The sequence below is a fragment of the Streptomyces mayonensis genome (assembly GCF_018982965.1).
Lineage (GTDB): Bacteria > Actinomycetota > Actinomycetes > Streptomycetales > Streptomycetaceae > Streptomyces > Streptomyces mayonensis.
This window is the reverse complement of the sequence record NZ_JACBYP010000011.1, coordinates 38423-61097: the sequence shown is the minus strand read 5'-3', so window position 1 is coordinate 61097 and position 22675 is coordinate 38423. Positions and strand designations below refer to the sequence as shown.

The 22675-nt window shown below is 69.9% G+C and carries 21 protein-coding genes; 9 read left to right on the top strand and 12 right to left on the bottom strand.

What is annotated here, in order from left to right; genetic code table 11:
- Positions 1–53: 53 nt before the first annotated feature.
- The gene (locus HZS56_RS06410) at positions 54–875 is read left to right on the top strand and encodes a CPBP family intramembrane glutamic endopeptidase (protein WP_216719717.1); all 822 of its coding nucleotides are present in this window, start codon (positions 54–56) and stop codon (positions 873–875) included.
- Between the two features lie 124 nt (positions 876–999).
- Here HZS56_RS06410 and HZS56_RS06405 read toward each other — a convergent pair whose 3' ends face one another.
- From HZS56_RS06405 to HZS56_RS06380, 6 genes are all read right to left on the bottom strand, one after another.
- Positions 1000–1965: an ATP-grasp domain-containing protein gene (locus HZS56_RS06405; RefSeq protein ID WP_216719716.1), complete on the bottom strand. Its 966-nt coding sequence runs from the start codon at positions 1963–1965 to the stop codon at positions 1000–1002.
- A gap of 32 nt (positions 1966–1997) precedes the next feature.
- Positions 1998–3455: a glutathionylspermidine synthase family protein gene (locus HZS56_RS06400; protein WP_216719715.1), complete on the bottom strand. Its 1458-nt coding sequence runs from the start codon at positions 3453–3455 to the stop codon at positions 1998–2000.
- Between the two features lie 75 nt (positions 3456–3530).
- Entirely contained in the window at positions 3531–4811 is a 1281-nt protein-coding gene (locus HZS56_RS06395; protein ID WP_216719714.1) for an MFS transporter, read from the bottom strand.
- Between the two features lie 35 nt (positions 4812–4846).
- A complete protein-coding gene (locus tag HZS56_RS06390; protein WP_216719713.1) occupies positions 4847–5572 on the bottom strand; it encodes a TfuA-like protein in 726 nt (241 codons plus the stop codon).
- Complete coding sequence (locus tag HZS56_RS06385; RefSeq protein ID WP_216719712.1) at positions 5569–6948, bottom strand: YcaO-like family protein; 1380 nt, start codon at positions 6946–6948, stop codon at positions 5569–5571. The genes HZS56_RS06390 and HZS56_RS06385 overlap by 4 nt, the downstream gene beginning before the upstream one ends.
- A 481-nt stretch (positions 6949–7429) precedes the next feature.
- Positions 7430–8161, bottom strand: a complete 732-nt coding sequence (locus HZS56_RS06380) for a TetR/AcrR family transcriptional regulator (RefSeq protein WP_216719711.1) — start codon at positions 8159–8161, stop codon at positions 7430–7432.
- Between the two features lie 167 nt (positions 8162–8328).
- Here HZS56_RS06380 and HZS56_RS06375 point away from each other — a divergent pair, with 167 nt between their 5' ends.
- From HZS56_RS06375 to HZS56_RS06365, 3 genes are all read left to right on the top strand, one after another.
- Positions 8329–9339: a glycoside hydrolase family 113 protein gene (locus HZS56_RS06375; protein ID WP_216719772.1), complete on the top strand. Its 1011-nt coding sequence runs from the start codon at positions 8329–8331 to the stop codon at positions 9337–9339.
- Positions 9340–9549: 210 nt separating this feature from the next.
- Entirely contained in the window at positions 9550–10305 is a 756-nt protein-coding gene (locus tag HZS56_RS06370; RefSeq protein ID WP_216719710.1) for an alpha/beta hydrolase, read from the top strand.
- A 129-nt stretch (positions 10306–10434) separates the two neighbouring features.
- Positions 10435–11664, top strand: a complete 1230-nt coding sequence (locus tag HZS56_RS06365; protein WP_216719709.1) for a hypothetical protein — start codon at positions 10435–10437, stop codon at positions 11662–11664.
- A 112-nt stretch (positions 11665–11776) separates the two neighbouring features.
- On the opposite strand, the gene HZS56_RS06360 is transcribed toward HZS56_RS06365, so the two are convergent.
- Positions 11777–12184 (bottom strand): winged helix-turn-helix transcriptional regulator, encoded by a 408-nt coding sequence (locus HZS56_RS06360; RefSeq protein WP_216719708.1) that lies wholly within the window; start codon positions 12182–12184, stop codon positions 11777–11779.
- Positions 12185–12408: 224 nt separating this feature from the next.
- On the opposite strand from HZS56_RS06360, the gene HZS56_RS06355 reads away from it, so the two are divergent.
- From HZS56_RS06355 to HZS56_RS38880, 4 genes are all read left to right on the top strand, one after another.
- Positions 12409–13134 carry an alpha/beta hydrolase gene (locus HZS56_RS06355; protein ID WP_216719707.1) on the top strand — a complete coding sequence of 242 codons (726 nt, stop codon included), beginning with the start codon at positions 12409–12411 and terminating at the stop codon, positions 13132–13134.
- A gap of 690 nt (positions 13135–13824) precedes the next feature.
- A complete protein-coding gene (locus HZS56_RS06350) occupies positions 13825–14220 on the top strand; it encodes a hypothetical protein (RefSeq protein WP_216719706.1) in 396 nt (131 codons plus the stop codon).
- Positions 14210–14980 carry a ribonuclease III family protein gene (locus HZS56_RS06345; protein ID WP_253913818.1) on the top strand — a complete coding sequence of 257 codons (771 nt, stop codon included), beginning with the start codon at positions 14210–14212 and terminating at the stop codon, positions 14978–14980. Before HZS56_RS06350 ends, HZS56_RS06345 begins: the two co-directional genes overlap by 11 nt.
- 74 nt (positions 14981–15054) lie before the next feature.
- On the top strand, positions 15055–15876 hold the full coding sequence (locus HZS56_RS38880; protein WP_308408009.1) for a carcinine hydrolase/isopenicillin-N N-acyltransferase family protein: 822 nt from the start codon (positions 15055–15057) through the stop codon (positions 15874–15876).
- 284 nt (positions 15877–16160) lie between these two features.
- Here HZS56_RS38880 and HZS56_RS06335 read toward each other — a convergent pair whose 3' ends face one another.
- Genes HZS56_RS06335 through HZS56_RS06325 form a run of 3 tightly spaced genes read right to left on the bottom strand, consistent with a single transcriptional unit; the run spans position 16161 to position 17532 of the window.
- A complete protein-coding gene (locus tag HZS56_RS06335) occupies positions 16161–16442 on the bottom strand; it encodes a DUF6247 family protein (RefSeq protein WP_253913817.1) in 282 nt (93 codons plus the stop codon).
- A 37-nt stretch (positions 16443–16479) separates the two neighbouring features.
- A complete protein-coding gene (locus HZS56_RS06330; RefSeq protein WP_216719705.1) occupies positions 16480–16683 on the bottom strand; it encodes a DUF397 domain-containing protein in 204 nt (67 codons plus the stop codon).
- A gap of 6 nt (positions 16684–16689) precedes the next feature.
- Positions 16690–17532 carry a helix-turn-helix domain-containing protein gene (locus HZS56_RS06325; protein ID WP_216719704.1) on the bottom strand — a complete coding sequence of 281 codons (843 nt, stop codon included), beginning with the start codon at positions 17530–17532 and terminating at the stop codon, positions 16690–16692.
- Between the two features lie 198 nt (positions 17533–17730).
- Between HZS56_RS06325 and HZS56_RS06320 the strand changes: the two genes are divergently transcribed.
- On the top strand, positions 17731–18393 hold the full coding sequence (locus HZS56_RS06320) for an ATP-binding protein (RefSeq protein WP_216719703.1): 663 nt from the start codon (positions 17731–17733) through the stop codon (positions 18391–18393).
- A 31-nt stretch (positions 18394–18424) separates the two neighbouring features.
- Here HZS56_RS06320 and HZS56_RS06315 read toward each other — a convergent pair whose 3' ends face one another.
- Both HZS56_RS06315 and HZS56_RS06310 read right to left on the bottom strand, forming a co-directional pair.
- Positions 18425–21577, bottom strand: coding sequence for a DEAD/DEAH box helicase (locus HZS56_RS06315; protein ID WP_216719702.1), 3153 nt, complete (start codon positions 21575–21577; stop codon positions 18425–18427).
- Between the two features lie 357 nt (positions 21578–21934).
- Positions 21935–22672 carry an MBL fold metallo-hydrolase gene (locus tag HZS56_RS06310; protein ID WP_216719701.1) on the bottom strand — a complete coding sequence of 246 codons (738 nt, stop codon included), beginning with the start codon at positions 22670–22672 and terminating at the stop codon, positions 21935–21937.
- Positions 22673–22675 lie beyond the last annotated feature (3 nt).

Below are 22675 nucleotides of genomic sequence, written 5' to 3'. Positions count from 1 at the left end.
CTACGAGGATCGGGGGTTCCCTGCACCATGCACCGATCCGGAGGGGTGGCCGAATGACCGACCTGCGTGCGCCTACGAACGAGGGCACAGCGGTACGGACGGGCCCAGGCCCGCTGCCGGCCGTCCTGGTGGTGGCCGTGTGCCTGGCCGTCGGACAGGGCATCGGCTGGCTGGTCGTGAACCGGTCCGGCGTGGAACGCGCCTCGCACGCCGGCCTGGTGGTCCAGTGCTTCGCGGCCTTCGTCCCGACGCTGGCCCTCATCGGCGTGTGGACCACCGTCCGGGAGCGGCGCCCCTTCTCGTCCCTGGGCTTCGCGGGACCCGGGGCCGCCCGGAAGGCCCTGCTGGGCGCCGGCGCGGCCGTCGTCGCGCTCCTGGTGCTCAACATCGGCGCCGGCGCCGTGGGCGGCGGCGCGCGGGACGCCGGCCAGGGCAGTCCTGCCGCCCTGGGCACCGCCGTGCTGCTCCTCGTCGCGTTCACGGTGCAGGCGTCCACCGAAGAGGTGCTCTTCCGCGGCTTCCTCCTGCCGAGAACGACGGCGCGCTGGGGCGTCACGGCCGGTGTGCTGGGCAGCTCCCTCCTCTTCGCGTGCGCCCACCTGGCGAACCCCGACGCCCCCGCCGCGTACATCCTGATGACGTTCATGCTGGGCTGCGCCCTGGCCCTCTGGGCCCTCGCCGACGGCGCTCTCTGGCGCACCTGCGCCTTCCACACGGTGTGGAACTTCCTGCCGAACGTCACGGCCGACGGCTCGGACGAGAACGCGTCGGCCGACTTCGACGGGGCGACACTGGGCGTCGCCGTCGTCGTCCTGGCCGCCGTGATCGCGTACGCGTTCCGGTCGTACCGGCGAAGCCTCACGACCCGCGGGTGAGGCCCCGCCGGTGACGCCCCGCCGGTGACGTCCTGCGGGTGACGCTCCGCCGGTGACGCGGTGCCGGTGCCGTTCGGGTCCGCCGACGCGCGAGCGGCACCGTGAACACCGGCCCCGGCGGCCCCTACCGCTGCGGCCCGTGTGCCACGGCCGCGGAGACCACTCGGGCGTGCTCCCGCGTGATGCCGTCCTCGGTCAGGTCGAAGTCGGTGCCCTCCAAGGGGCGCCAGAGGGTGGCCGTGGGGTTGACCTCGATGACCACCGGGCCGTCCGGACCCTCGACGAGGTCGACGGTCGCCACGTCGAGCCCCAGCGCGGCCGTCGCGGCGAGCGCCGCGTGCTCGAACCGGGGCAGGGACTCGACGCGCGCGGTGGCGTAGGGGTGCAGGAGGTGGCGCACGCTGCCGTCGGAGGACGTGCTGACATGCGTGACCGCGGCGGCCACGGTGCCGCCCATGACGGTCAGCCGTACGTCACGCCCCGGGTTCGGGACGTAGGGCTGGGCGCACAGGACGCCGTGGTGCTCCAGGAGGTGCCAGGCCGTGATCTCCTCGCGGGTGCCGAGCAGTTCACCGTCCGCGTGCCCGACCCCCTTGGGGCGCATGCGGACCACGTCGATCGAGGCGTGGCCGTGGACCGGCTTCAGGACGATCTCGCCCCAGTCGCGCATGCACTGGCCGACGTGGTCCACCGAGTGGACGAGCCGGGTGTCCGGCACGGGTATGCCGGCCGCGTGGAGCGTCTGGGCCTGGCGCATCTTGTTCTCGGTGGTCCGCAGCGCCGTCGCCCGGTTGATCAGGCGGACACCGCAGTCCTCGAGGTGGTCGAACGAGTCGTAGAGCAGCGCGACGGACCCGGCCGTGTGGCGGGTGAGGACCTGGGACCGGATCACCATGGCGTCGGGGAGGCCGGACTCGCGCCCGGACCGGAGCAGTGTGTCGCGGGAGAGGCCGAAGCGGAGCTGCTCCCAGTCCACGACCTCGGCGCGGACGTCCCGCTCGGCGAGGGACTGCCGGAGCGCGGCGACCTCCCACGCCGGGTCGGACGCGTCCTCCCAGCGGTCGACGATCCAGACCGTCGGTACGGGCATGGTTCCTCCGTGAGTCGTCCGGCCGTACGTCTTCATGCGTGGCCGGGGGAGCGGCGGACCTCGACGGGCAGCAGCACTCCGCGGCGCCCGATGTTGGTGACCGGGTCGTAGGAGGCACGGCACTGGAATCCGACCGCCTTCCCGCCGAACAGGTAGACGTCCAGCCCGTGCATCATGTCGCCGCCGCCGGTCGCTCCGGAGGCGGCGACGCGGCGGACGGACAGCGGCAGGTAGTCCTGGACCACGTGGTCCCGGGTGCGCGCGGCCCGGCCGAGCAGCGACTGCCAGGTGCGGGCGTCGGTCCAGCGGCCCACCAGCACGCCCTCGCCGCGGGTGAGGTGACGCGGTTTGAGGACCAGCCGCGTACGGGCCTCGGCGGCGAAGTCCAGGAGGGCGACCGTCGCACCGTCCGGGCCCGTGGTCTCGCGCTGCTCGACGACGCGGGTCCAGGGCACGTGCCGCTCGACGACGGCCCGTTCGGCGTGCGGGAGCCCCAGGACGTCCGCGAAGCGTTCGTCGCCGAGAAGGGCGAGTACGGCCTTGTCCTCCAGGACGCACTGCGAGATCAGCGGGTTCAGGCAGCAGACCGCGCCGTCGGCGGCCGCCCGCAGCTGGGCGGCCGCCGACTCCTCGCGGACCAGGTCCAGTTGGTCGAGCTTGTGGTAGGCCAGGTCGACCGCGGAGCCCCGCCAGGTGAGGCGGCCCCCGCGGTACTTCAGCTCGGCCGCCTCGACGCGTTCCGCCCGCAGGCCGTGTTCGCGGAACTGGGCCAGCATCCAGTCGACCTCGTTGGTGAAGCGGCCGTGCAGGTTCACCACCACGGCGAACCCGGCCTGTCGGCCGAACTGCTCGTGGTGGCTCCGCAGCAGCTGCTCGGTGAACGCGTACCGGTTCGTCTCCAGTTCCTGCGGAACCGACCGCCCCGGGCCGTCGCCCCGGGCGGGGCCGCACTCCTGTCGCCACAGGCGGGCCGTGATCCCGTTCTGGATCACTCCGCCCGGGCACGCGGTGTTCGTCTCCATGATCCGGTAGGTGCCGTCGCGGCCCGTGACGCCGTCGAACCGGCAGATGCGTGCGGCCGGCCGCAACCGGACCGGCGGTGTCAGCAGCCGGGAGTACGGCAGGTAGTGAGGGAAGTGGCGGCGCACCTCCGCACTGGCCAGGTAGGCGTCGACCACCCGGTCCAGTACCCGGTGCAGGGCTTCGGCGGCCGAGGTGACGCGGCCGGCCTGCGCCTCGTCGAGGACCAGCGGCTGCGGTGAGACGGGGTAGGCGCGTCCTTCGAAGTGCACGCCCGCTTCGGAGAGCCGTTTGGCCAGTCGCGTCTCGGCGTTGAGCGCTGCCTCCCGGCCCGCGGCGGCGGTACGCGGTGCACGGTTCGGATCCGGCCCGGGAACGGCGGACGACCGTCCGGGCACAGCGGACGGCCGCTCGGGAACGGCGGACGGTCCTTCGGGAACGGCGGACGGTCCTTCGGGAACAGCGGGCATGCGTCGTCACTCCTCATTTTCCGGCGGTTCCCGGCGGGTAGGGCGTGCCGGGGCCGTCGTCCTCCCCGGGAGCGGTCATGGGGCGGGCCTGCCTTCCTCCGCGGCCACGTCGTCGTGCGGGGAAGGCCTCCCACCGGCGTCCGGTCCGTGCCGCACGGACCAGACGAGCAGGGGAAGACAGGCGCAGGACACCCCGACCGCGCCGACCACGAGGGCGGTCCTCGCCGACCAGGCCGAACCGATCGCCCCGCCCAGCAGCCCGCCGAGCGGCATCGTGCCCCACACCAGGAAACGGATGCTGGCGTTCATCCGCCCGAGCAGCTCGGGCGGACAGATCCGCTGCCGGAGACTGAGCTGGGCGACGTTGTAGACGGTGGCACCGCCCGCCATCACGAAGTACCCGAGGCCCGCCAGGACGAAGGTGGAGGCGTCGTCGGCCACCGCGATCAGCAGCGCGAAGGGCGCGGTGAAGGCGGAGGCCACCCAGATGACCCGCTCCTCACCGAGGAGCTTCGCCCAGAGCCGGGCGCTCATGGCCCCGCCGACGCTTCCGCAGGCACCCAGGGCGAAATAGAGGCCGACGTGTCCCGCGGTCAGCCCCAGGTCCCGGACGAACCGCACCGCGATCACGGACTGGATCACCAGGGCGAACAGGTTGAACCACCCCGTGCCGAGCGCGACGGCCCTCAGCAGCGGGGTCCTCAGTACGTATCCGAGCCCTTCGGCCATCTCCCGCCGCATCCGCGGGCGCACCCGCACCGCGGTGCCGCCCCCCTCCCGGCCCCGGATACGCAGGAGGAAGCCCGTCGACAGGGCGAAGCACCCGGCGAGCACCGCAGGCAGGGCCTTCGCCCCGACCAGCGAGAGGACGAGTCCGGCGGCCGTCGGCGCCGCGACCTGGGCGACGGACTGGGTGGCGGCGATCCGGGCATTGCCCGGTATCAGGGCCTCCGGGCGCACGATGCGCGGCACATAGCTCTGGTGGGCGACGTCGAACAGGACGGTGGCGGTGCCCACGAGGAGGGCCGTCGAGTAGAGCTGGGTGAGGGTCAGCAGCCCGGTCAGGGCACCGGCGGCCAGGACGGCCAGCAGCGCACACCGGCACACGTCCGCCCACACCATGACGGTCCGCAGCCGGGGAGCACGGTCCACCAGAACACCGGCCGGCAGACCCACCAGCAGGAACGCCGACGTGGCGAAGCTGTTGACGACCCCGACCTCGAACGTCGACGGGTCCAGCAGTTCGAGCGCCACCAGCGGCAGCCCGAACGTCGCCGCCTGCGCCGCGAACTGGCTGGCGGCGTCGCCCAGCCAGAAGCGGCGGAAGTCGCTGTTCTCCCTGAGGATCCCGGCCACGGCGCCGCCCTCAGTGCTCGCCCTGGGCGGCCACCTCAGGGCTCGCCCTGCGCGGCCAGGAAGCACTCCCACGCGTTGGTGCGCACGAAGTCCGGCGCCGGTACGGGGTCGGGGAGCCGGGACGCCTGGCACGCCCGCAGCGCCTGCACGGCGTCGTCGCGCTTCAGGTCCGGCTTCCGTTCCGCCAGGAAGGCCCTGAGCCCGGCCAGTTCGGTCTCCCGCACCTCGGTGGCCGCCGCGCGCAGCAGGCTCTCCCAGGTGCGTTCCGGGTAGTACATGGACGTGCCGACCGCGACGATCCCCGCCGCGGCCGCCGGGCCGATCCGCTGCTCGGCCTCGGCGGTCTCCAGGGCGGCGCGGACGTTCACCATGGGCTCGGACACGGCCCGGAACCCGTGCTCCTCGTCCTCGTGCGCCACGGCGACCTCGTCGTCGCCGTCGAGTACTCCGTCCCGGAAACGCGCGAAGACGCCGCCGACTCCGGTCATGCCGTAGGGGTGGAGTTCGGCCGCCCTGAGCGCGCCCATGCTCGCCGCTCCGACGACCCGCACCCCCTCGGACAGGGCGAACAGGATCTCCTTGTGCCACACGGCGGGTACGTGCTCGAAGTACCCGTCGACGAGGACGAGCAGACGGCAGCCGTCGCGCACGCCGCGATGGACGTCGCCCAGCGCGGCGGGCGGGCGCAGGTCGGCCCGGGGCAGTATCGCCCGGGCGTCGGCATGCCCCAGTGTGGGGCCGAGGAACACCCGGGTGCTCACCTCTGCCCTCCCCGGGACGCGCGGGCGCCCGGCGCGGCCGCTCCGGCCGGGCCCTCGAAGCCGGGTACGAGGATCTTGACGACGGGAATCCCGAGACCGGGGCGGGTGAGGTCCACCAGCACCACCTGCTCCGCACCGGCCCGCGACAGCGCCCCGACGGCCGCCCCGGCTTCGTCGAGGAGGCTGCGCGGGGCGGGCTCGGCCCTGAAGTCCTCCGTTTCCCCGATGCCGGCCAGTTCGGCCGCGGCCTCGCTCACCAGAGCGGGATCGGACGACGCGGCGAACTCCTCGGGCAGGAGGTCGTCACGGCTGCCGGACACGTAGGCCATGCGCGTCTGGGCGGCCTCGGTCAGGGCCCGTACCAGTGCGATCCCCGGCGACGGATGGCATCCGTAGCCGTCGTGTACGCCCACGGTGCGCCAGAAGCGCTCCGCGTCGCGCGGCACGAGGGTGCAGCCGTAGGCGGGAACGCCCGTGTCGGAGGTGATGTCCCACACGGCGACGTCCAGGCCCGCGTCCCGGAACCGCCCCAGCAGACGGAGGCAGTTCGCGTCGCGGACCGTGGAGAGCCGCACGCGCCGGAACTCGGAATCGAGCCGCCACAGACTCTCCGCGTCCCGCTCGATCACCTCGCAGACGGCGTGCAGGACGGCTTCGGTCAGGCAGTTGCCCGAGGCCAGGCCGTTGGAGCCGCGCAACAGGCCGGTACGTGCCGGATCCCGCTGCGACAGGTCCAGGGACACCGCCTCCCAGGGCACCCGCACGGGTGTGCCGGTCAGCAGGTCGACGCCCGGTACCCAGGAGCAGACGACGTCTTCCCGGAAGGGTGTCCCCGGGCCGCAGGGGAGTCCCGGGGCGTTGATCACGGGCTCGCCGCCCGCCAGGAGGTCCCGGTACGCGGCGGCCGGGCCGCGGGGCTCGACCTGCTCCGCGTGCCAGGTCTCCACGCTCTCCATCAGCGCGGAAGCCTTCGCCGCGGCTTCGGTGATCCCCTTTCCCATGCTGACGACGAGAGACCGTGACAGCGGGCGTACGGCGGAGAAGACGGGGATCCCCAGGGTGTCGAGCCGGGTCAGGTCGGCGATCCGCGTGACACCGATCCGTGACGCCGTGGGCAAGTACTCTGCGAGCGTGTCACCGGGCTCGCGCATCCGGTGTGTTCCGTCCCTGAAATCGCCGGTGGCGTCGGCGGTGCCGGTCGTGCCGGTCGTGCCGGTGGTGCCGGGTGAGGCTCGCGCAAGATACGAGAGTGCGGCTTCACCGCCCGTCAGGGCGCCGCCGTCTGTCAGGGCTTCGCCGGTCGCCGCGGTCCTGGCACTCGTCGCGGCTTCGCCGGTGGCCGCGGTCCTGCCGCTCGTCACGGCCTTGCTGTTCATTGCGGTCAAATCGTCCGCTCCCCGGTCGCGGCCCGTACCGACGCGCCGAGGAGGGCCCGGTGGCCGCCCCCGGCGCAGAACCGTCTGCCTTCAGCGCAGACGGCCGGGGTTCACTTGCCGACGGGGCGACAGTGAACTGCGGCACCAGCACTCTTGAAACGCGACTTGAGGACGGATTCGGTGCGACCCATGGCAATCTCCCGGTGAGTGAAGGGGCGTATGGCCTTGCGTGTCCGGGCACATGCCTTCAGTGACCACGCAAGCGACCTCGAAAGTATGGTTCGGCGGTGTGCCCGGGCAAGACGGGAGGGCGCCGAAAACAGGACAGAATTCCCGGAACCGCCGTGGCGCACGGTCGCGGAACCACAACCGACCTGGACGTTCCCGGGCACGCCGGCCGCCGTCGCGGATCGGGCGGCGCGCAGTACCACCGTCCCCGCCTGCAACGACCCGTCAGGCGCTGCCCCCTTGGCCGGAACCGTCACCTCGGCCGCCCTCCTGACGGACGAGTCCGTTCAACAGGAACCCCGGCGGGACCCTCTCGCGGCCGGGCGTTCCGCTCGGCGGCGTCGAACGCGGGCGCGAGCGGGGCCAGCGCCGCACGGAGCCGGCCGGGCAGCGAGCCGGAGGGCACGACCAGTCCTCCACCGGCGGAACTCTCGGCGGACCCCGCCTCCCCGGCCCCCGCACCCCCGGCCGGGCGGAGCCAGCCTTCCAGCGCGATGCGCACCGCCGCGGTGACGCCGGCCGCGAGGACACGGGCCGTGTCCTCCCCGACGTCGCCCAGGCGTTCGGCGATCACCTCGGCGAGAGGGGCCTCGATGCCGGCGGTGGTGTCGAGGAACGCGTCCCGCAGCGCGGGCCGGGTGGTGATCAGCGGCAGCACCCGGTGATCGGGCGCGCCGGTGTTCGTGTACTGCTCGACCACTGCTTCGGTGACGGCGTCGGCCAGGCGCACCCCGGCGGGCCGGGCCGCGACCGCCGCCGCGATACGCGCCTCCCGGTCCGCGGTGAGGGCGGAGACGATCGCCTGCTCGCGGCTGGCGAAGTAGTTGTTGTAGGTGCGCGGCGAGACCCCGGCCGCCTCGGCGATGTCCTCGACCCGTACCCGGTCCGGCCCCCGCTCCACGGCCAGCCGCAGGGCCGCTGCGCGCAGCGCCTCGCGCGTGGCCTGCTTCTTCCGCTCCCGCAGCCCCGGTGGTGGTGTCGTCACGGTGCCAGCGTCCCACGCAGAGCTGCGCGCCCGCAAAGTTGCGTCCACGCAAACTTGCGTGCACGCATGTTTGCTGCCAGTCTCGACCCGCCGGAACCGACGGCCGGAACCGGCCGCTGCAACCGACAGCCGTGCCCCCAGGAGGACGCACCGTGCGAGCAAGAGGAATGACCTACGAGACCGGCTTCGTCGTGCACGGCCGGACATCCCGCGAGCACTTCGACCCCGCGGTGGTCCGGCGCGAGCTCGCCGTCATCCGCGACGACCTGCACTGCAACGCCGTCCAGATCATCGGCGGCGACCCGGACCGGCTGGAGTCGGCCGCCGCTGCCGCCGCCGAACTCGGCCTGGAGGTCTGGTTCTCGCCCTACCCGCTGGAACTGCAACCCGAGCAGATCCTCACGCTCTTCCGCGACTGCGCCGAGCGGGCGGAACGGCTCCGGCAGCAGGGGGCCGCGGTCGTGTTCGTCGCCGGGGTCGAACTGAGCGTGATGAACCACGGGTTCCTGCCCGGCGAGAGCCCCGAGGAACGGGTCGGGCAGCTGCTGGGCCGACCCGAGCGGCGGGCCGAGACGATGCGCGAACTCGGCGTACGCGTCAACGCGTTCCTCCGCGACGCCGCGGCCGAGGTCCGCGAACGCTTCCGGGGCAGGCTCACCTACGCGGCCATCCAGTTCGAACAGGTCGACTGGACCCCCTTCGACATCGTGACGTACGAACTGCTCCGCTCCGCCGAGATCGCCGACCGCTTCCGTGACGCGGTGCGCACTCTGGCCGAGGGGCCCAAGCCGCTCGCCGTCACCGGCTTCGGCACCGCGGCCTACCGCGGTGCGGGAGACCGCGGCGGACGGGTGCTGGACGTCGTCGAGCACGACCCGCGGACCAGGGTCCCGGTACGCCTGAACGGCACCTACGAGCGCGACGAGGCCGGTCAGGCCGCCTACTTGAGCGAACTCCTGGAGATCTTCGAGACCGAGGGTGTGGACAGCGCGTTCGTGTTCCTCTTCGCCCTGCCCGGCTACCCGCACCGTCCGGACGGCGACCCCAGGGACGACCTGGACCGGGCCGGCCTGGGCATCGTCAAACTCCTCGAAGGACGCCGGGGACGGACCTACCCCGACATGGACTGGGAACCCAAGGCCGCCTTCACGGCAGTGGCCGAGCGGTACCGCACATGACGGACTCCGCGCGCGACGACCACGCACCGGGAAAAACGCTTGGCGCACGAGGGGCGGCCCCTGCTACGTTCCCGGAGGCCGTGCGAGAGACCGAGGAGGTGGTACCCGTGAACGCAGTATCGACACGGGTGCTCCCCTGCGGGGTCACGGTCGGGCGATAGGCAGGTCGTCCGGGAGCGCCGTTCCAGTGCACTCCCGAAAGGCACGACCATGCAGATCACTTCCGAGCAACGCCTCGACGACGGCGTCCTCGAACGCGCATTCACCCTCGGCGACATCCCCGGCATCCTGTGGACGCCCGAAGCCGCTTCGGCCTCCGCCCCGGTGCCGCTGATCCTCCTCGGCCAGCCCACGCTCGGGCTGCGCAGGATGTACCCCCGGCTGGTGGCCCGGGCCCGGCACTCCGCGGCGGAGGGCTTCGCCACGGCCACCATCGAGCTCCCCGGCAGCGGCGAGCGGCCCAGCCGGCCCGCCCTCGACCGGGCCCGCGCCGACCTGCGCCGGGCGATGCAGGCCGGCGAGCCGGTCGGCGACGAGATCGTCGACGCCCTCGTTCTGCCGCTGGTCGACCAGGCGGTCCCGGAATGGCAGGCGGCGCTGGACACCTTCCTGTCGCTGCCCGAGATCGGCGGCCCCGTCGGGTACTCGGGGGGAATCATCTCCGTCGGCGTCCGGCTGGCGGTGGTGGAGCCGCGCATCGTGGCGGCCTGCCTCTTCGCGGGCAGCCTGGTCCCGCGCGTCACCTTCGAGGAGGCGAGGCAGGTCACCGTCCCGCTGCACGTCCTGCTCCAGTGGGACGACGAGGGCAACGACCGCCAGGCGTCCCTGGACCTGTTCGACGCCTTCGGCTCCGAGGAGAAGTCCCTGCACGCCAACATGGGCGGCCACACCGGCGTCCCGCAGTACGCGGGGGACGCCGCGAGCCGCTTCTTCACCCGGCACCTGAAGCCCGACCGGACCGGCTGACCGGCTGACGGCTCACCGGGCCCGGCTCCCGGCCCCCTCCCCGGAGGCCGGGGCGTCGGCGTTCTCGTACGGTGGGAACCCGAACTGCCCCTCCCGTACGAGGCGGTCGCGCCCCTAGAGTCTTCCGACATGGACGTGGATGCCGCCCAGACAGCGATTCGCCGTCAGAATCGGATCGCACAGGAACGGTTGGCCCCGATATTTCGCGACGTCGCGGTGGAAGGCGACGCACTTGCCCAAGCGATCGCCCCCTGGCTCGGCCGTTGCTGGCGCAGGACAGTAAGGACCTGGCTTGAACCGGACGGCCTGGGACAGCTGAAGGAAGGTGCCCGAGGCCCGGTGAAAGCCGCAGCTCGCTGGGCCCGGGAATCATCACCGGGGCACCACTCGTCCGCTCGTGCAACAACGTCATGGGGCAAGGTATGGAAGGCCGTGGACGGCCTGTCCTACCACCCGCCCACCATCCGCGATGCCCTCAACGCCCGTTACGGGATCGGGGCTTACGAAGACGCGGACGACGCCGACAACAAGAGCAGGCGGCATCTCGAGAGTGCCGTGCAGTCCCTGCACGACCTCATCAAGGAGACCGGCCAGCTCCTGAGGCGGCCCCCGGGGGAACTCCTCGTCGTGCCTGAGAAAACCCGGCCCCCGAGGCACGCGCAACTGGCGCAAGGACGCCTCGGCCGTCTCGCCGCCGAGGACCTGGCGGACCTGGTGGCCAAGGGGATGGACCTGGAGCAGAGCCTGTCGACGGGACGTGCGGACTGGCCCGAGGCGCTCGCCTGGACCCAGGAAGCAGACGCCGTACTCCGGTCTTCGCTGCAGGGCGTCAGGCTGGACGGCGACGCGGAGAGGTCCATCAAGGCCTGCCGCAGCCCTCTCGTCGCCGACCCACGTCGTCTCGCTCGGGCCTCCACCGTGTTCGTCCTTTCCTACCTGAGAGAGGTGCAGGCCCGCATGCCCGACTACATCGAGGCCTCTGGTCAGCAGGCCCCCGAACCGCAGGTGTCCATGACCTTCAGCGGCGGAACGTTCATCGGCGGCCAGTTCGCGGCCAGGATCAGCAACATCCACTCCACGGTCGCCGGCATCCACCAGGAAGGCCACGTCGATGTGGCGGAGGCCCTGCGAGCTCTGCAGCAGGCCGTTGTGGCAGACAACATGGACGACAACCGCAGAAGCGACCTTCTGGACAACGTCGAGTACCTTGCCCAGGCGGCGGCGGCCCCGGCCGGGGAACGCAACAGGGGACTCGCCCGGGCCGCGATGGGGGCACTGACGGCAGCTGCGACCGGTGGCTCAGCACTGAGCCAGGCGCTGGAGTCGTGGGGCTCGGTGCTGCACCGGCTGTTCGGCTGACCGGCCCGCCCTCCGACCACCAATCCGACACTTCCCGACGTTCGCAGAAGGGTGGCGGCGGACGCCGGCGACGACACCGGGTTCCCGTTAGGCCCCGGCGAAGAGACAGGACCTAGCCAACCGGCGGTGTGCCCGGCTGCTCCGGACGGGCGTCGTAGGCGGCGCGGGCGTCGTCGATCCGGCCCAGATGCGCGACGCTCCACTCGAGCAGGGGCGCGGTGGCCTCACGCAGGGTGACGCCCATCTCGGTGAGCTCGTAACTCACGTGCGGCGGCATCACGTTGTGGACGGTACGCGTCAGGATCCCGTCCCGCTCCAGACTGCGCAGCGTCACCGTCAGCATGCGCCGGCTGATTCCGTCGATGGTCCTGTACAGCTCGGTGAAACGACGCGGCCCGTGCCGGAGATTGCGCACGACCAGCAGCGACCACTTGTCCCCGACGATGTCGAGCACCACCCGCGTCCGGCACGCGTCGCCTGGAGGAACCGCCGGCTGCGCACCGTCGCTCCTGGCCTCCATGGTTACCTCCAGAGAACCGGGGCACCGAAAAGTGCCTTATTGCCCTGTGTACAGCAATGGCACCACAATCTTCACAGTAAGAAAACAGTACCGAGGCACTGATGGTAACCGCCCGGGACGACCCGGCGGACGGCCCCGACCGTGCCCGCTGCCCCGCTGCCCCGCTGCTTCCGAGACCCACCGCGAACTTCTCCGCGCCTCCGGGAAAGAAGGCTGATGCACACATGACCACGTTTCTGCTGGTACACGGCGCCTGGCACAGTGGAGAGGCCTGGGCGCGGGTGGTGCCGCTGCTGGAGGCCGCCGGGCACCGGGTGCTCGCGCCGTCCCTGACCGGCTACGGCGACAAGGTGCACCTCGCGGGACCCGACGTGGGACTCGACACACACGCCGACGACGTGGTCGAGCTGATCACCGAGGAGGACCTCCACGACGTCGTACTCGTCGGCCACAGCTACGCGGGACTGGTGATCTCCTCCGCGGCCAACCGGATTCCGGAGCGCATCGCCCACCTGGTCTACCTCGACGCGATGGTCCCGCAGGACGGCGAGACCGCCGTCGACGTCCAGCCCATGACACAGCGGATGATCGAGCTCGCCGAGCAGTCCGAGAGCGGCTGGCGCGTGCCACCGATGCCCGAACAACCGGCCCCCGTAGGCCTGTTCGGCGTCACGGACCCGGACGACGTCGCCTGGTTGCGCGGCATGCTCTCGGACCAGCCGGTGCGCTGCCTCCAGCAGCCGGTGCGGCTGGACAACCCGGCCGCGGACGCGATCCCGCGCACCCACATCCACAACGTCGGCACCACACCCGCAGGCGTCACCCGCCGCCCCGTCCCGCCGGTGCAGCCCAACGGCACGGCCGCACAGGTCTGGGAACTGCCGACCGGCCACGACTGCATGATCACCATGCCGGCCGAACTCAGCGAACTGCTCCTCAAGCTGGCCTGAGGGCCGGGTGCCGCGCTGCCGGGGGCCTCGCCGAGAAACCCCGGCACCGCCCGGTAGCCGACGTCGACACCCGCCGGTCCGTGCGCCGGTGATTGGGCGGTCTGTCCCAGCAGCAACGGCCCACGCGTGGCCTGTTGCCGGGACAAACCGTCCAATCGTCGTGGAATACCTCGCGATTTCCTCAAGTGCAACGGGCGCACGCCACCGTCTCGCCATCGTCCAAACCGTGATCGAGCCACGGCTCGTGCCCGGCCTGAACCGCGCACAGCGCAAACGCAGCTGGTGAGTAGTGCCCCATCCTCCAAGACAGAGCCACTCGGGCCTCGACTTGGTTGGTCGGGAGTGCCGGCGCCACCCCCCCCGACAACGCCGTGCCCGTATCCGTCGCCGCCCCGGCCGCCTTTCGAGTCCTGTTGCATCGACTGGCGTTGCGTCGTCGCTGTGCGGCTGCCGCTTGCACCTTCGGATGGTTGGATCGCTGACCACCGGGAACGTCTGCGGCAGGTGACGGGGCGCCGGCCCCCTCTCCTCTCGGCGCGGGGAGACGAGCCGCCGCCGAGAGGAGAGCGCACATCTGCGCAGACGAACCCGGCCGCTTTGATCAGAGAGCAACGCCTTCTCTGAGCCGTTCGAGCGAGGGCCGCGGCTGTGGCGCATGAGTATCAGGCAATGAAGTGAGGGGAGTACGGGGTGAATCTCTGGCAGCAGGTGCTGCTGGGAGCCAGTGGTGGATTACTGGTGGAGTTGGTCGACTTCTACAAGCGTGTGACGGCCTGGAGGCAGGCACGGCAGGTGCAGCCGTCCGATGACTCCCACCGGTTCCGCAGCTACTTCGACGTGGGGCCGGACTTCGCCGTTGCGCTGACTCGTGCGTTGCTCGGTGCCGCCGCTGCCGCTGCCTTCGGCGCCGGCGAACAGGCGGAAGGTGTGGCTGGCCTGCTCGCCGTCGGAGCCTGTGCGCCGGTGCTCCTTGCGCAGTTGGGACAAACGCCCGCCGCGTTGGAAAGCGGCACCCCCGGCACGGCGGTGCCGGCACCTCCTGAGCGTTCCGCCGAGACAGAGGGGAGCACCGTCCATGGCCAGTGACCGTTTCGCCTCCCGGTACTGGGCGGCGCTGATGCGCATCGGGCCCCCACGACCGTGGAAGAACGCCGCACAGTCAGAGTCACAGCCACAGGAGCCGTCGGGTTTCGGCCAACGCTATGTCCGGCGCCTGCTGGGCCGTGCCCCTACCGTCCCCCGCAGGCTTGGCGATGCGAGCAAGGATCCGACTGAGCCATCCGTACGTCCTGCAGAACCGCCTGGAGCGGCCGCCGGCGACCGCGGCCTTGAGGAGCTGTCTGCGGCTCTTGGGGTCTCAGTCGACCCCAGCATCCTGGCTCGCGCGCTGGCCCAGGAGTCCTACGCCGAGGCTCATGGTCTGCCGTCCAACGAAGCCCTGGAGGCCTTGGGCGATGCAGTGCTGGGCATGGTCGCCACCGAAACCATCTACCGGAACCACCCCGACCTGACCAAGGGAGAGTTGCCCCGCCTTCGGGCAAGGATGGTCAACACTCGTACCCTGGCTCGAATTGCCAGGGGAATCGGGCTGGGCCCCCACCTTCGCATCAGCGTCGGCGAAGAACTGTCCGGTGGGCGAGACAGGGCGGAGACCCTTGCCGACGCCCTGGAGGCAGTCGTAGGCGCCGTGTGCGACGACCAGGGGCTGGACGCAGCCGCCGGACTCGTGCACAGACTCTTCGACCCCCAAGTCGAGCTGGCCGGCACAGAACAGACCGCACAGGGAGATCGGTTCACCGATTCGTCCGCGCAGACAAGCGCGGGGACGGAGGCCGAAGGGCCCTGACGCTTCCACATGCGGGACGCCCTGACTACGGTCCGATGACTCCCGGTTGACCGGCGCAGTACAGCTCAAGACGGGTGGACCGTCCCGGAGCGGCCCCGGGGCACGCGCCTGGCCGTCGCCGATGGCGGCCCCTGGTGATTCACCCCGCAATTGACTACGTTGCCCACCTCGTCCGATTCGCGTGGGGGAGCGGCAACCGTGCGGCAACAGCACATGACCTTCCAGGCCATCGAGGTCGGCGACGGCGCCGACGGGCGGTGGGCCGCCTACGCCCGGCCCCTGTGGCAGGGGATGGAGGGCCTGCTGACCGACGAGGGCCGGACTCCGCAGGGCGCGGACTGCGTCCGCACGCTGTCCGGTACCCACATGCCGGAACTGGTCCCGGTACTGGACCGCCTGGCCGGCGAACTCGACCGGCCCCGGGCGGAAACCCTCCTCACCCACGCGGCACTGCGGCCGTTCTCCCAGTCCTGCACCCAGATCGGCCGGAACGGCACGCTGCTCGCAACTACGACCTTCGCCCCGACCAGTGCGAGGGAACCATCGTCTCCTCCTGCTGCCTGCGCCCGGAGATCGGGATGCAGGACGTGCTGTGGGGCCTGCTGGACGGCATGAACGACGCCGGTCTCGCGGTCTCCCTCAACTGGGGCGGACGTTCCGTCCACGGACGCGGCTTCGCCATTCTCATCGTGGTGCGCTACCTGCTGGAGACCTGCGACACCGTCGACGAGGCGCTCGACAGGCTGCGGTCCCTGCCGGTCGCCATACCCCAGAACCTCACCCTGGTCGATCCCGCGAAGGCGGCGACCGTGTTCCTGGGGCCGGACATGCCACCGACGCCGGCGCCGGACGCCTGCGCCGCCAACCACCAGCACCTGCCGGTGACCGACGAGTAGGAGCGGGCCCTGAACACCCAGGAGCGGCTGCGCGCCGTTCGCGCCGCGGGTACGGACGTGACGGCGATGCTGAAGCCGCCGCTGTACCGCCCCGTCGACGACCAGGGCTCGAGAACCCTCTACACAGCCCACTACCGGCCCACCGAGGGCCGCGTGACGTACTACTGGCCCGGCGAGTCCTGGCAACAGTCCTTCGGCAACTTCACGATCGGGTCTCGGACCGTGACGTTGGGGCGGGTCGACCGATGGACGCTCCGGAACCCCGCCAGCGGGGACCGAGCAGCTCACTCGCCACGGGCCTCCCGCTTGAGCCGCATCGTGAGGTCGATGCCCTCTTGGACCGCGATGTCGAAGTCGGGGTTCTGGCGGAGACGGATGCGCCCCCGATAGTCGACGATCACTGCATCCACTACCGTGAGGTCCGCCTTCGAGGACGCCTCCAGGGCTCGCTGCAGATCGGTCTCGAAGGCGTCCCTGTCGTCGGGAAACCCGTGACCGGCGAGCAGGGCGGCTCGTAGGTCGCTGATCGTTCGCAAAGGCGGCTGCCAAGGCGTGTTGGTCTCCATGCGCTGCTCTTTTCTACGAGGCCGCCTCTGCCTTCGGTCAGAACGGCCCCCTCGCCCCGTGGCGTACCGAGTCGACGAACCGCCGCCAGGCCTGCGGCCGTACGCTGAGTGCTGGTCCTCCGACGCACTTGGAGTCGCGTATCAGTGCGCCGTGCGGGACGTACGCGCATTCCAGGCATTCGGTTCCGCTGCCGCCGCTGTAAGAGGACTTGAACCAGCGGAGCTCAGGGCTGGCTGTCATCAGGACTCACTCCTTGCTGACCCGGTCGATGAGTGCGACCGAGGACTCGAGGTCGAGCGCCTGGGCGCTGAGGTAGTCGAAGGCCAACCTATATCGCTCCAGTTCCTCGGGCTTCTCCATGAACAGCCCGCCACCCAGGAGATCCACGTAGACGACGTCCAGCTCACGGGTTTGGCCGCGGAGCGTGACGAAGCTGCCGACCGCGGCCGCGTGCGCCCCCAAGGAGAACGGAAGTACCTGGACGGTGATGTGGGGACGTTCCGCGCAGGCCGCCAAGTGCGCGAGTTGCTCTCGCATGACCTCGCGACCGCCGACCCGGCGACGGAGGGCGGCTTCGTCGATCACGCACCAGATACGCGGAGGCTCCTCGCGTTCCAACAACTCCTGGCGCTTCATGCGGATGTCGACCATGTGCTGCACTTCCCGCTCCTCGCACTGCACCTCCGAAGCGCGATGGACCGCCTCTGCGTAGGCGCGCGTCTGGAGAAGTCCCGGAACGTACATGCATGCGTAGTGGTCCTCGCGTACGACCTCGTCTTCCAAGGTGAGCATCAGGTTCATGGAGTCGGGGACGGGGTCGGCGAGTGACCGCCACCAGCCCTGGATCTTGGCGCCCTTCGCCAACTCGACCAGTGCCAGGCGTTCTTCGTCCGTCGCCGAGTACTCACGACACAGTGCGTCCACGGCTGGCCACTTGACCGTGCCCTCCTTGGTCTCGTAGCGACTCAGTGTCGCCTTGGAGATGCCGACTCGGGCGCCCGCCTCTTCCAGCGTCAGGCCCTTGAGCTCTCGGAGCCGTCGGAGGTCGGCGCCCAGTTGACGCCTGCGGGTGGTGGGTCCGACTGCCATGTCCTCAGCCCTTCGGGTTGGTCGAGTAGATCGTCGTGCTCCGCTGGTCGTGGCGGCAAGACGGTGTGCGCCGGGGGCGCGTGTTGTGGCTACGCACCCCTGCCAGGCGGACATGAGAGTTCCATTTCGAGAGTTTCAATGCAACTCTAGGTGGTGACGACATCACACTGAGGTATCGATGGTGGGGAGCGGGTAACAATGGATGACTCTCTATGGAGGCCGACGCAGCCGTGGAAACTGCCGTTCCTGGCGACGGCTGAGCAGGTTCATGGCATGCGGCGTGCGCTGCGAGTGCACCTGGAGCACTGGGGGTTGCACGAACTGACGGACGCCGCCGAGATCTGCGCCAGCGAGCTCGTCGCCAACGTCATCAAGCACGTTGGACCGGAGACGCCGTCCACCCTCGTCGCCTCACTCAGCGGCTCCCGTCTGCGCATCGAGGTTCACGATCCCGATGCTCGCGCCCTTCCGACGCTCACCGAGGCCAGCCTGGACGCGGAGACGGGGCGAGGCATGATGCTGGTCGACGGCGTCAGTGATCGATGGGGCGTGGAGCTGGCCGGTGATCACAAGGTGACCTGGTGCGAGTTCCGAACGGGCATCACCTCGGCTGGTCAGCAGTGTCTCCCCATGCCGCGACTGGCCCGGGCCGCAGACGTGCTGCGCCTGTACAGCGGTGAGCGGGCAATGCAGGAAGCGGCTGATCACGGAAGACTTTCGGCTGCGCTGGCGGAGGAGGCCGCGATCAACGTCATCACCGACCTCCTCCACTGGTTTCATGCGCAGGGACGTGACGTTGACGACGCGCTCGACCGAGCGCAGTCGCACTTCGAGGCGGAGTACGAAGCGCGACTGCCCTGAGTCGTTCGTGTCGCGGCCGACGTGTCCCGGATCAACTCGCCTGGATGGCCGCCGAGTAGGTCCACACGTCGGCCGGAAGAGGCGTGTCGAGCTGCCAAGTGATCCCCATCGGCTTGCTGCCGGTGTGTTTCACGTAGGTCGCCGGGCCCAGAAGCATCCACGGCTGGGGCTTGCCTGTGTCCGTGTTCGAGTAGCGGCGCACGAACAGCAACACGTGACTGCCGCGACCGGCATGCTGCTGGTAGCGGGTGCCTGTGGGGGAATCGGGCGAGATGGAATTCTGGGATTCCCAATGGAACAGGGTCGGGCTCACCGCGTAGTCCTTGTAGCGGACGGTGGGCGAGAAGTCCTTCTCGTCCTTCTCCAGCGTGACCAGCAGGGTGTCTGTTCGAAACTCCTCAGCCCACTGCACACCCTGGGTGAAGGATCTAGGCATCTGTCCACCGAGACGGGCGATGCCGAGTGCTGCCAGGATCTCCGACCGGTTGTACGAGCTGTGGACCTTGAGCGGCACAGCGCTGAGACCGTCGGACAGCGGGAGCGGGACATGGTCGGCGTGGTCGATGACGTAGGAGAGCACCTGCCGCAGTTCGTCTCTCACGGCTCGCTGCGGACGCAGCGACGCGAGGCCCTCCGCGAAGCTCGTGAAACCGCCGGCGTTGTCCCAGAGGTTGAAGAACAGCATGCGGGCGTAGGCCTGACCGGTCTTGTCGAGGTCCTCGTACGGCGGGGCGTCGTCCGACAGGAGGTTCAGGTAGGCCTGCACACGCTCGGGGTCGTCCACGTGCAGGAATGCGTGAACCCGCTTGAGCAGCGCTTCCTCGCCGGACGGAGCCGGCTCCGTGATCAAGCCGGCACGGCGCAGCACGAGGGTCCAGGAGTTGCTGCTCTTGTACAGCTCCTTGATCTCTCGGCGGCTCTCGCGGAGGTAGTCGGCGAGGCGAGGTGTGCTGTACTTCTTGACCTCCTTCACCAGCGTCTTCACCGTGGCGGCCAACTGAGTCCTGATGTTGCCGAGGACCAGGTCCTTCGCCTTGCCCTCCAGGATGATCTGGCAGCCCGAGGGCAACTGCGGAAAGCCCCGTTCGATGTGCTCGACCAGCCGATTGCGCGACAGGTTGGTCATCGCCCGGAACTGTTCCTCGAAGCGAAACTCCGCCCGGTGCTGTCCGATGAAGTCGAGGACCGTCAGGACCGGCTTCCTGTCGGTACGGCGAAGACCTCGTCCCAGTTGTTGGAGGAAGACCGTGGCGCTGTTGGTGGGCCGCAGCAGGAGCAGCGTGTCCACGTCCGGGATGTCGAGGCCCTCGTTGAACAAGTTCACCGAGAAGATGACCTGGAGCTCACCGTTCTTGAGGTCTTCCAGCGCTCCGGCGCGTACGTCCGCAGGCGAGTCGCTGTCGAGTGCCACAGCCCGGAAACCGGCCTTGCGGAAGAAGTCGGCCATGAAGTGGGCATGCGCCTTCGTGACGCAAAAGCCGAGTGCACGCATGGCGCCTGGATTGGAGATCTTGTCCTGAATCTGCTTGACGATGATGCGCGCTCGCGCGTCGTTGCCCGTGAAGAGGTTGCCGAGGTCCTGGTCGTCGTAGGACCCCTTCTGCCAGGCGAGGTTCGTCAGATCGGTCCCGTCGGGGATGCCGAAGTAGTGAAAGGGGGAGAGCAGGTCGTTCTCCAGGGCCTCCCACAGCCTCATCTCGGCTGCGATGCGGCCGCCGAAGTACTCGTCCTGGACATTCACCCCGTCCATCCGCTCCGGAGTGGCGGTGAGCCCCAACAGCTCCTTCGGCGCGAAGTGGTTGATCACTCGCCGATACGTGTCGGCCGGGGAGTGGTGGAACTCGTCGATGACGATGACGTCGAAGTGGTCTGGGGCCAACTGCTCAAGTCGCTGGACGTTGAGTGACTGAACGCTGGCGAAGACGTGATTCCACTGCCGCGGGTCGGCGCCGCCGTACAGCAACTCACCGAACGAGGCGTCGTCCAGGACTTCACGGTAAGTGCGCAGCGACTGCTTGAGAATCTCCTTGCGATGGGCGACGAACAACAGCCTGGGGCGCCGTCCTGTTGCCACCCCCTCGCTCAGATGGCGGTAATCGAGAGCAGCCATCACGGTCTTCCCGGTACCGGTTGCGGCGACCAGCAGATTGCGGTGTCGTCCTCGAAGCTCTCGCTCGACGGTGAGCCGCTCCAGCATGTCCCGCTGGTGCGGGAAGGGATGTACCTGGAGACCGGAAAGATTGATGCTGAGATCGGTGGTCGACGGGGTCCCGCTTGCCCGGGCCAGCGCCGCGTCGAGACGCTCGCCGTGGTCCTCGGGGTCGTACGTCTCGAAGGCCGCGTCGTTCCAGTATGCGTCGAAGGTGGCCTCGAACTTGTCCATCACCGCCGGTGTCGCCACCGACGACAGGCGCACGTTCCACTCCAAGCCGTCGAGGAGCGCCGCACGGGACAGGTTCGAGCTTCCGACGTATGCCGTGTCGAAGCCCGTCCTGCGCCGGAAGAGCCACGCCTTGGCGTGTAGCCGTGTCGAGCGAGTCTCGTAATTCACCTTCACAGTGGCGCCGAATTCGCGCACGAGCCGGTCAAGCGCACGGCGGTCCGTGGCGCCCATGTAGGTCGTGGTGATGATGCGGATCGGAACACCGCGTTCCTTCGCTGCGAGGAGCGAGTCCTCCAGCACGCGAATGCCGTACCACTTCACGAACGCGCAGAGCAGGTCGATGCGGTCTGCCGTGGCCAACTCGGCTCGCAACTCGGCACCGAGGTTGAGGTCCTCGGGGGAGTTGGTGAGGAGTGACGTCTCCGAGAGGGGAGTGAGCGGCCTGACCGCGTAGGCGCCAGGTGCCTCTTGTTCAGCCAAAGCCAGCAACTGCCGAGGCCCATCGACGATGGCGCTTACCGGTTCAGTGCCGCCCTGCTCGCCGGTGTCGGTCGCCAACGACTCGAGAACGCGATTCGCGAAGGGAACCCGATGCTCTGGCCGAAGCTGGACGAGACGACGGGCCACCATGTCACCGATGTGCCGGGCCAGCACATGGGGTGACGATTCTGCACCGACTTCCGCGTCGATGGTCTTCCAACCTGCGGCCTCAAGACGTTCCAGATCGCTGTGCACCTCGTCTGTGATCAGCTGCTCGTAGACCCCCGCTACCGGCTGTTCCCGGCCTTCCGACTGCGACACCCCGACCCCTCCCACCACCGCGTTGACGTGGTGGCAGTTGTAGCAGGAGCCACTGACAGTGAAGTGAGGTGATCGACTGGAACCAGCCCCTCGACTGCACGCGTGCTACGAACCCCAATGCTCGGTAGGACCAGTACCGACGCCTGCCGTCAGGGCTTCTCTGGCCTGTTTCACCACATGCTCCGGGAGCAGTCGTCGTACCGCGACCTCCGGGGCGGTGTCGCAAGAGCCCTGAACGGCGGCCGCCCACCCGAGAACGGCCTGCGCCGCATCACGGACGCCGGGCCTCTACGTCGGCCGCACCGGTGTCGTTGGCGTACCTCGGATGCCCTGCCTCGCGGCTTGATCAAGTAGCTGTCAGAACGAGAGCACCATGCTCTCCTCCGCCGCGATCACCTCGCCGGAGAAGCTGCTCCGAGCGTCGGCAGTCGAACGCGTGCGGTCGCTTCCGGGCCAGAAGTGAGTGAGTAGCAGCCGCTTCGCTCCGGAGCGGGTTGCCCAGATCCCGGCATCCACGGCGCTCATCAACTGACCGTCGCCACCGTCGGCAGAATCGCCCTGCAGCGTGGTGCCGGCGATGAACAGATCTGCTCCCGCGGCCAGCCGGGCAAGGGCGGGGTCCGGTCCGGCGTCGCCGCTGTAGGCGACGGTCAGGCCCGGAGCCGTCAACCGCACTCCGGCATGGGGGACGTGATGCGGCAGTAGCGCGGCATCGAGTTGGAACGGTCCTACGGGGTGGCTCGTTGGAAGCGAGTGCACGTCGAACACCTCGAGCAGGTCCTCGGTCGGCTCCATCGCCTGGACTCGTCGGATCACCCCCGGGGTGCAGTACAAGGGCAGGCGAGTGCCTCGCTCCGCTGCGAAGTGGCGCGCACGACACAGGGCACTGAGGTCGGCGCAATGATCAGGATGCTCGTGAGTGATCACCACTGCGTCGACACGCCCACCAGGGCAGTGCTCGAGCAGTCGGGGAAACGTCGCGTAGCCGAGGTCCAGCACCAGCCGAAACCCGTCGTACTCCAGCAGGAACCCGCTGGCGCTCCGGCCGGCCTCCGGCCAGGCCCCACACGTACCCAGGACCGTCAGTCTCCGCACCGG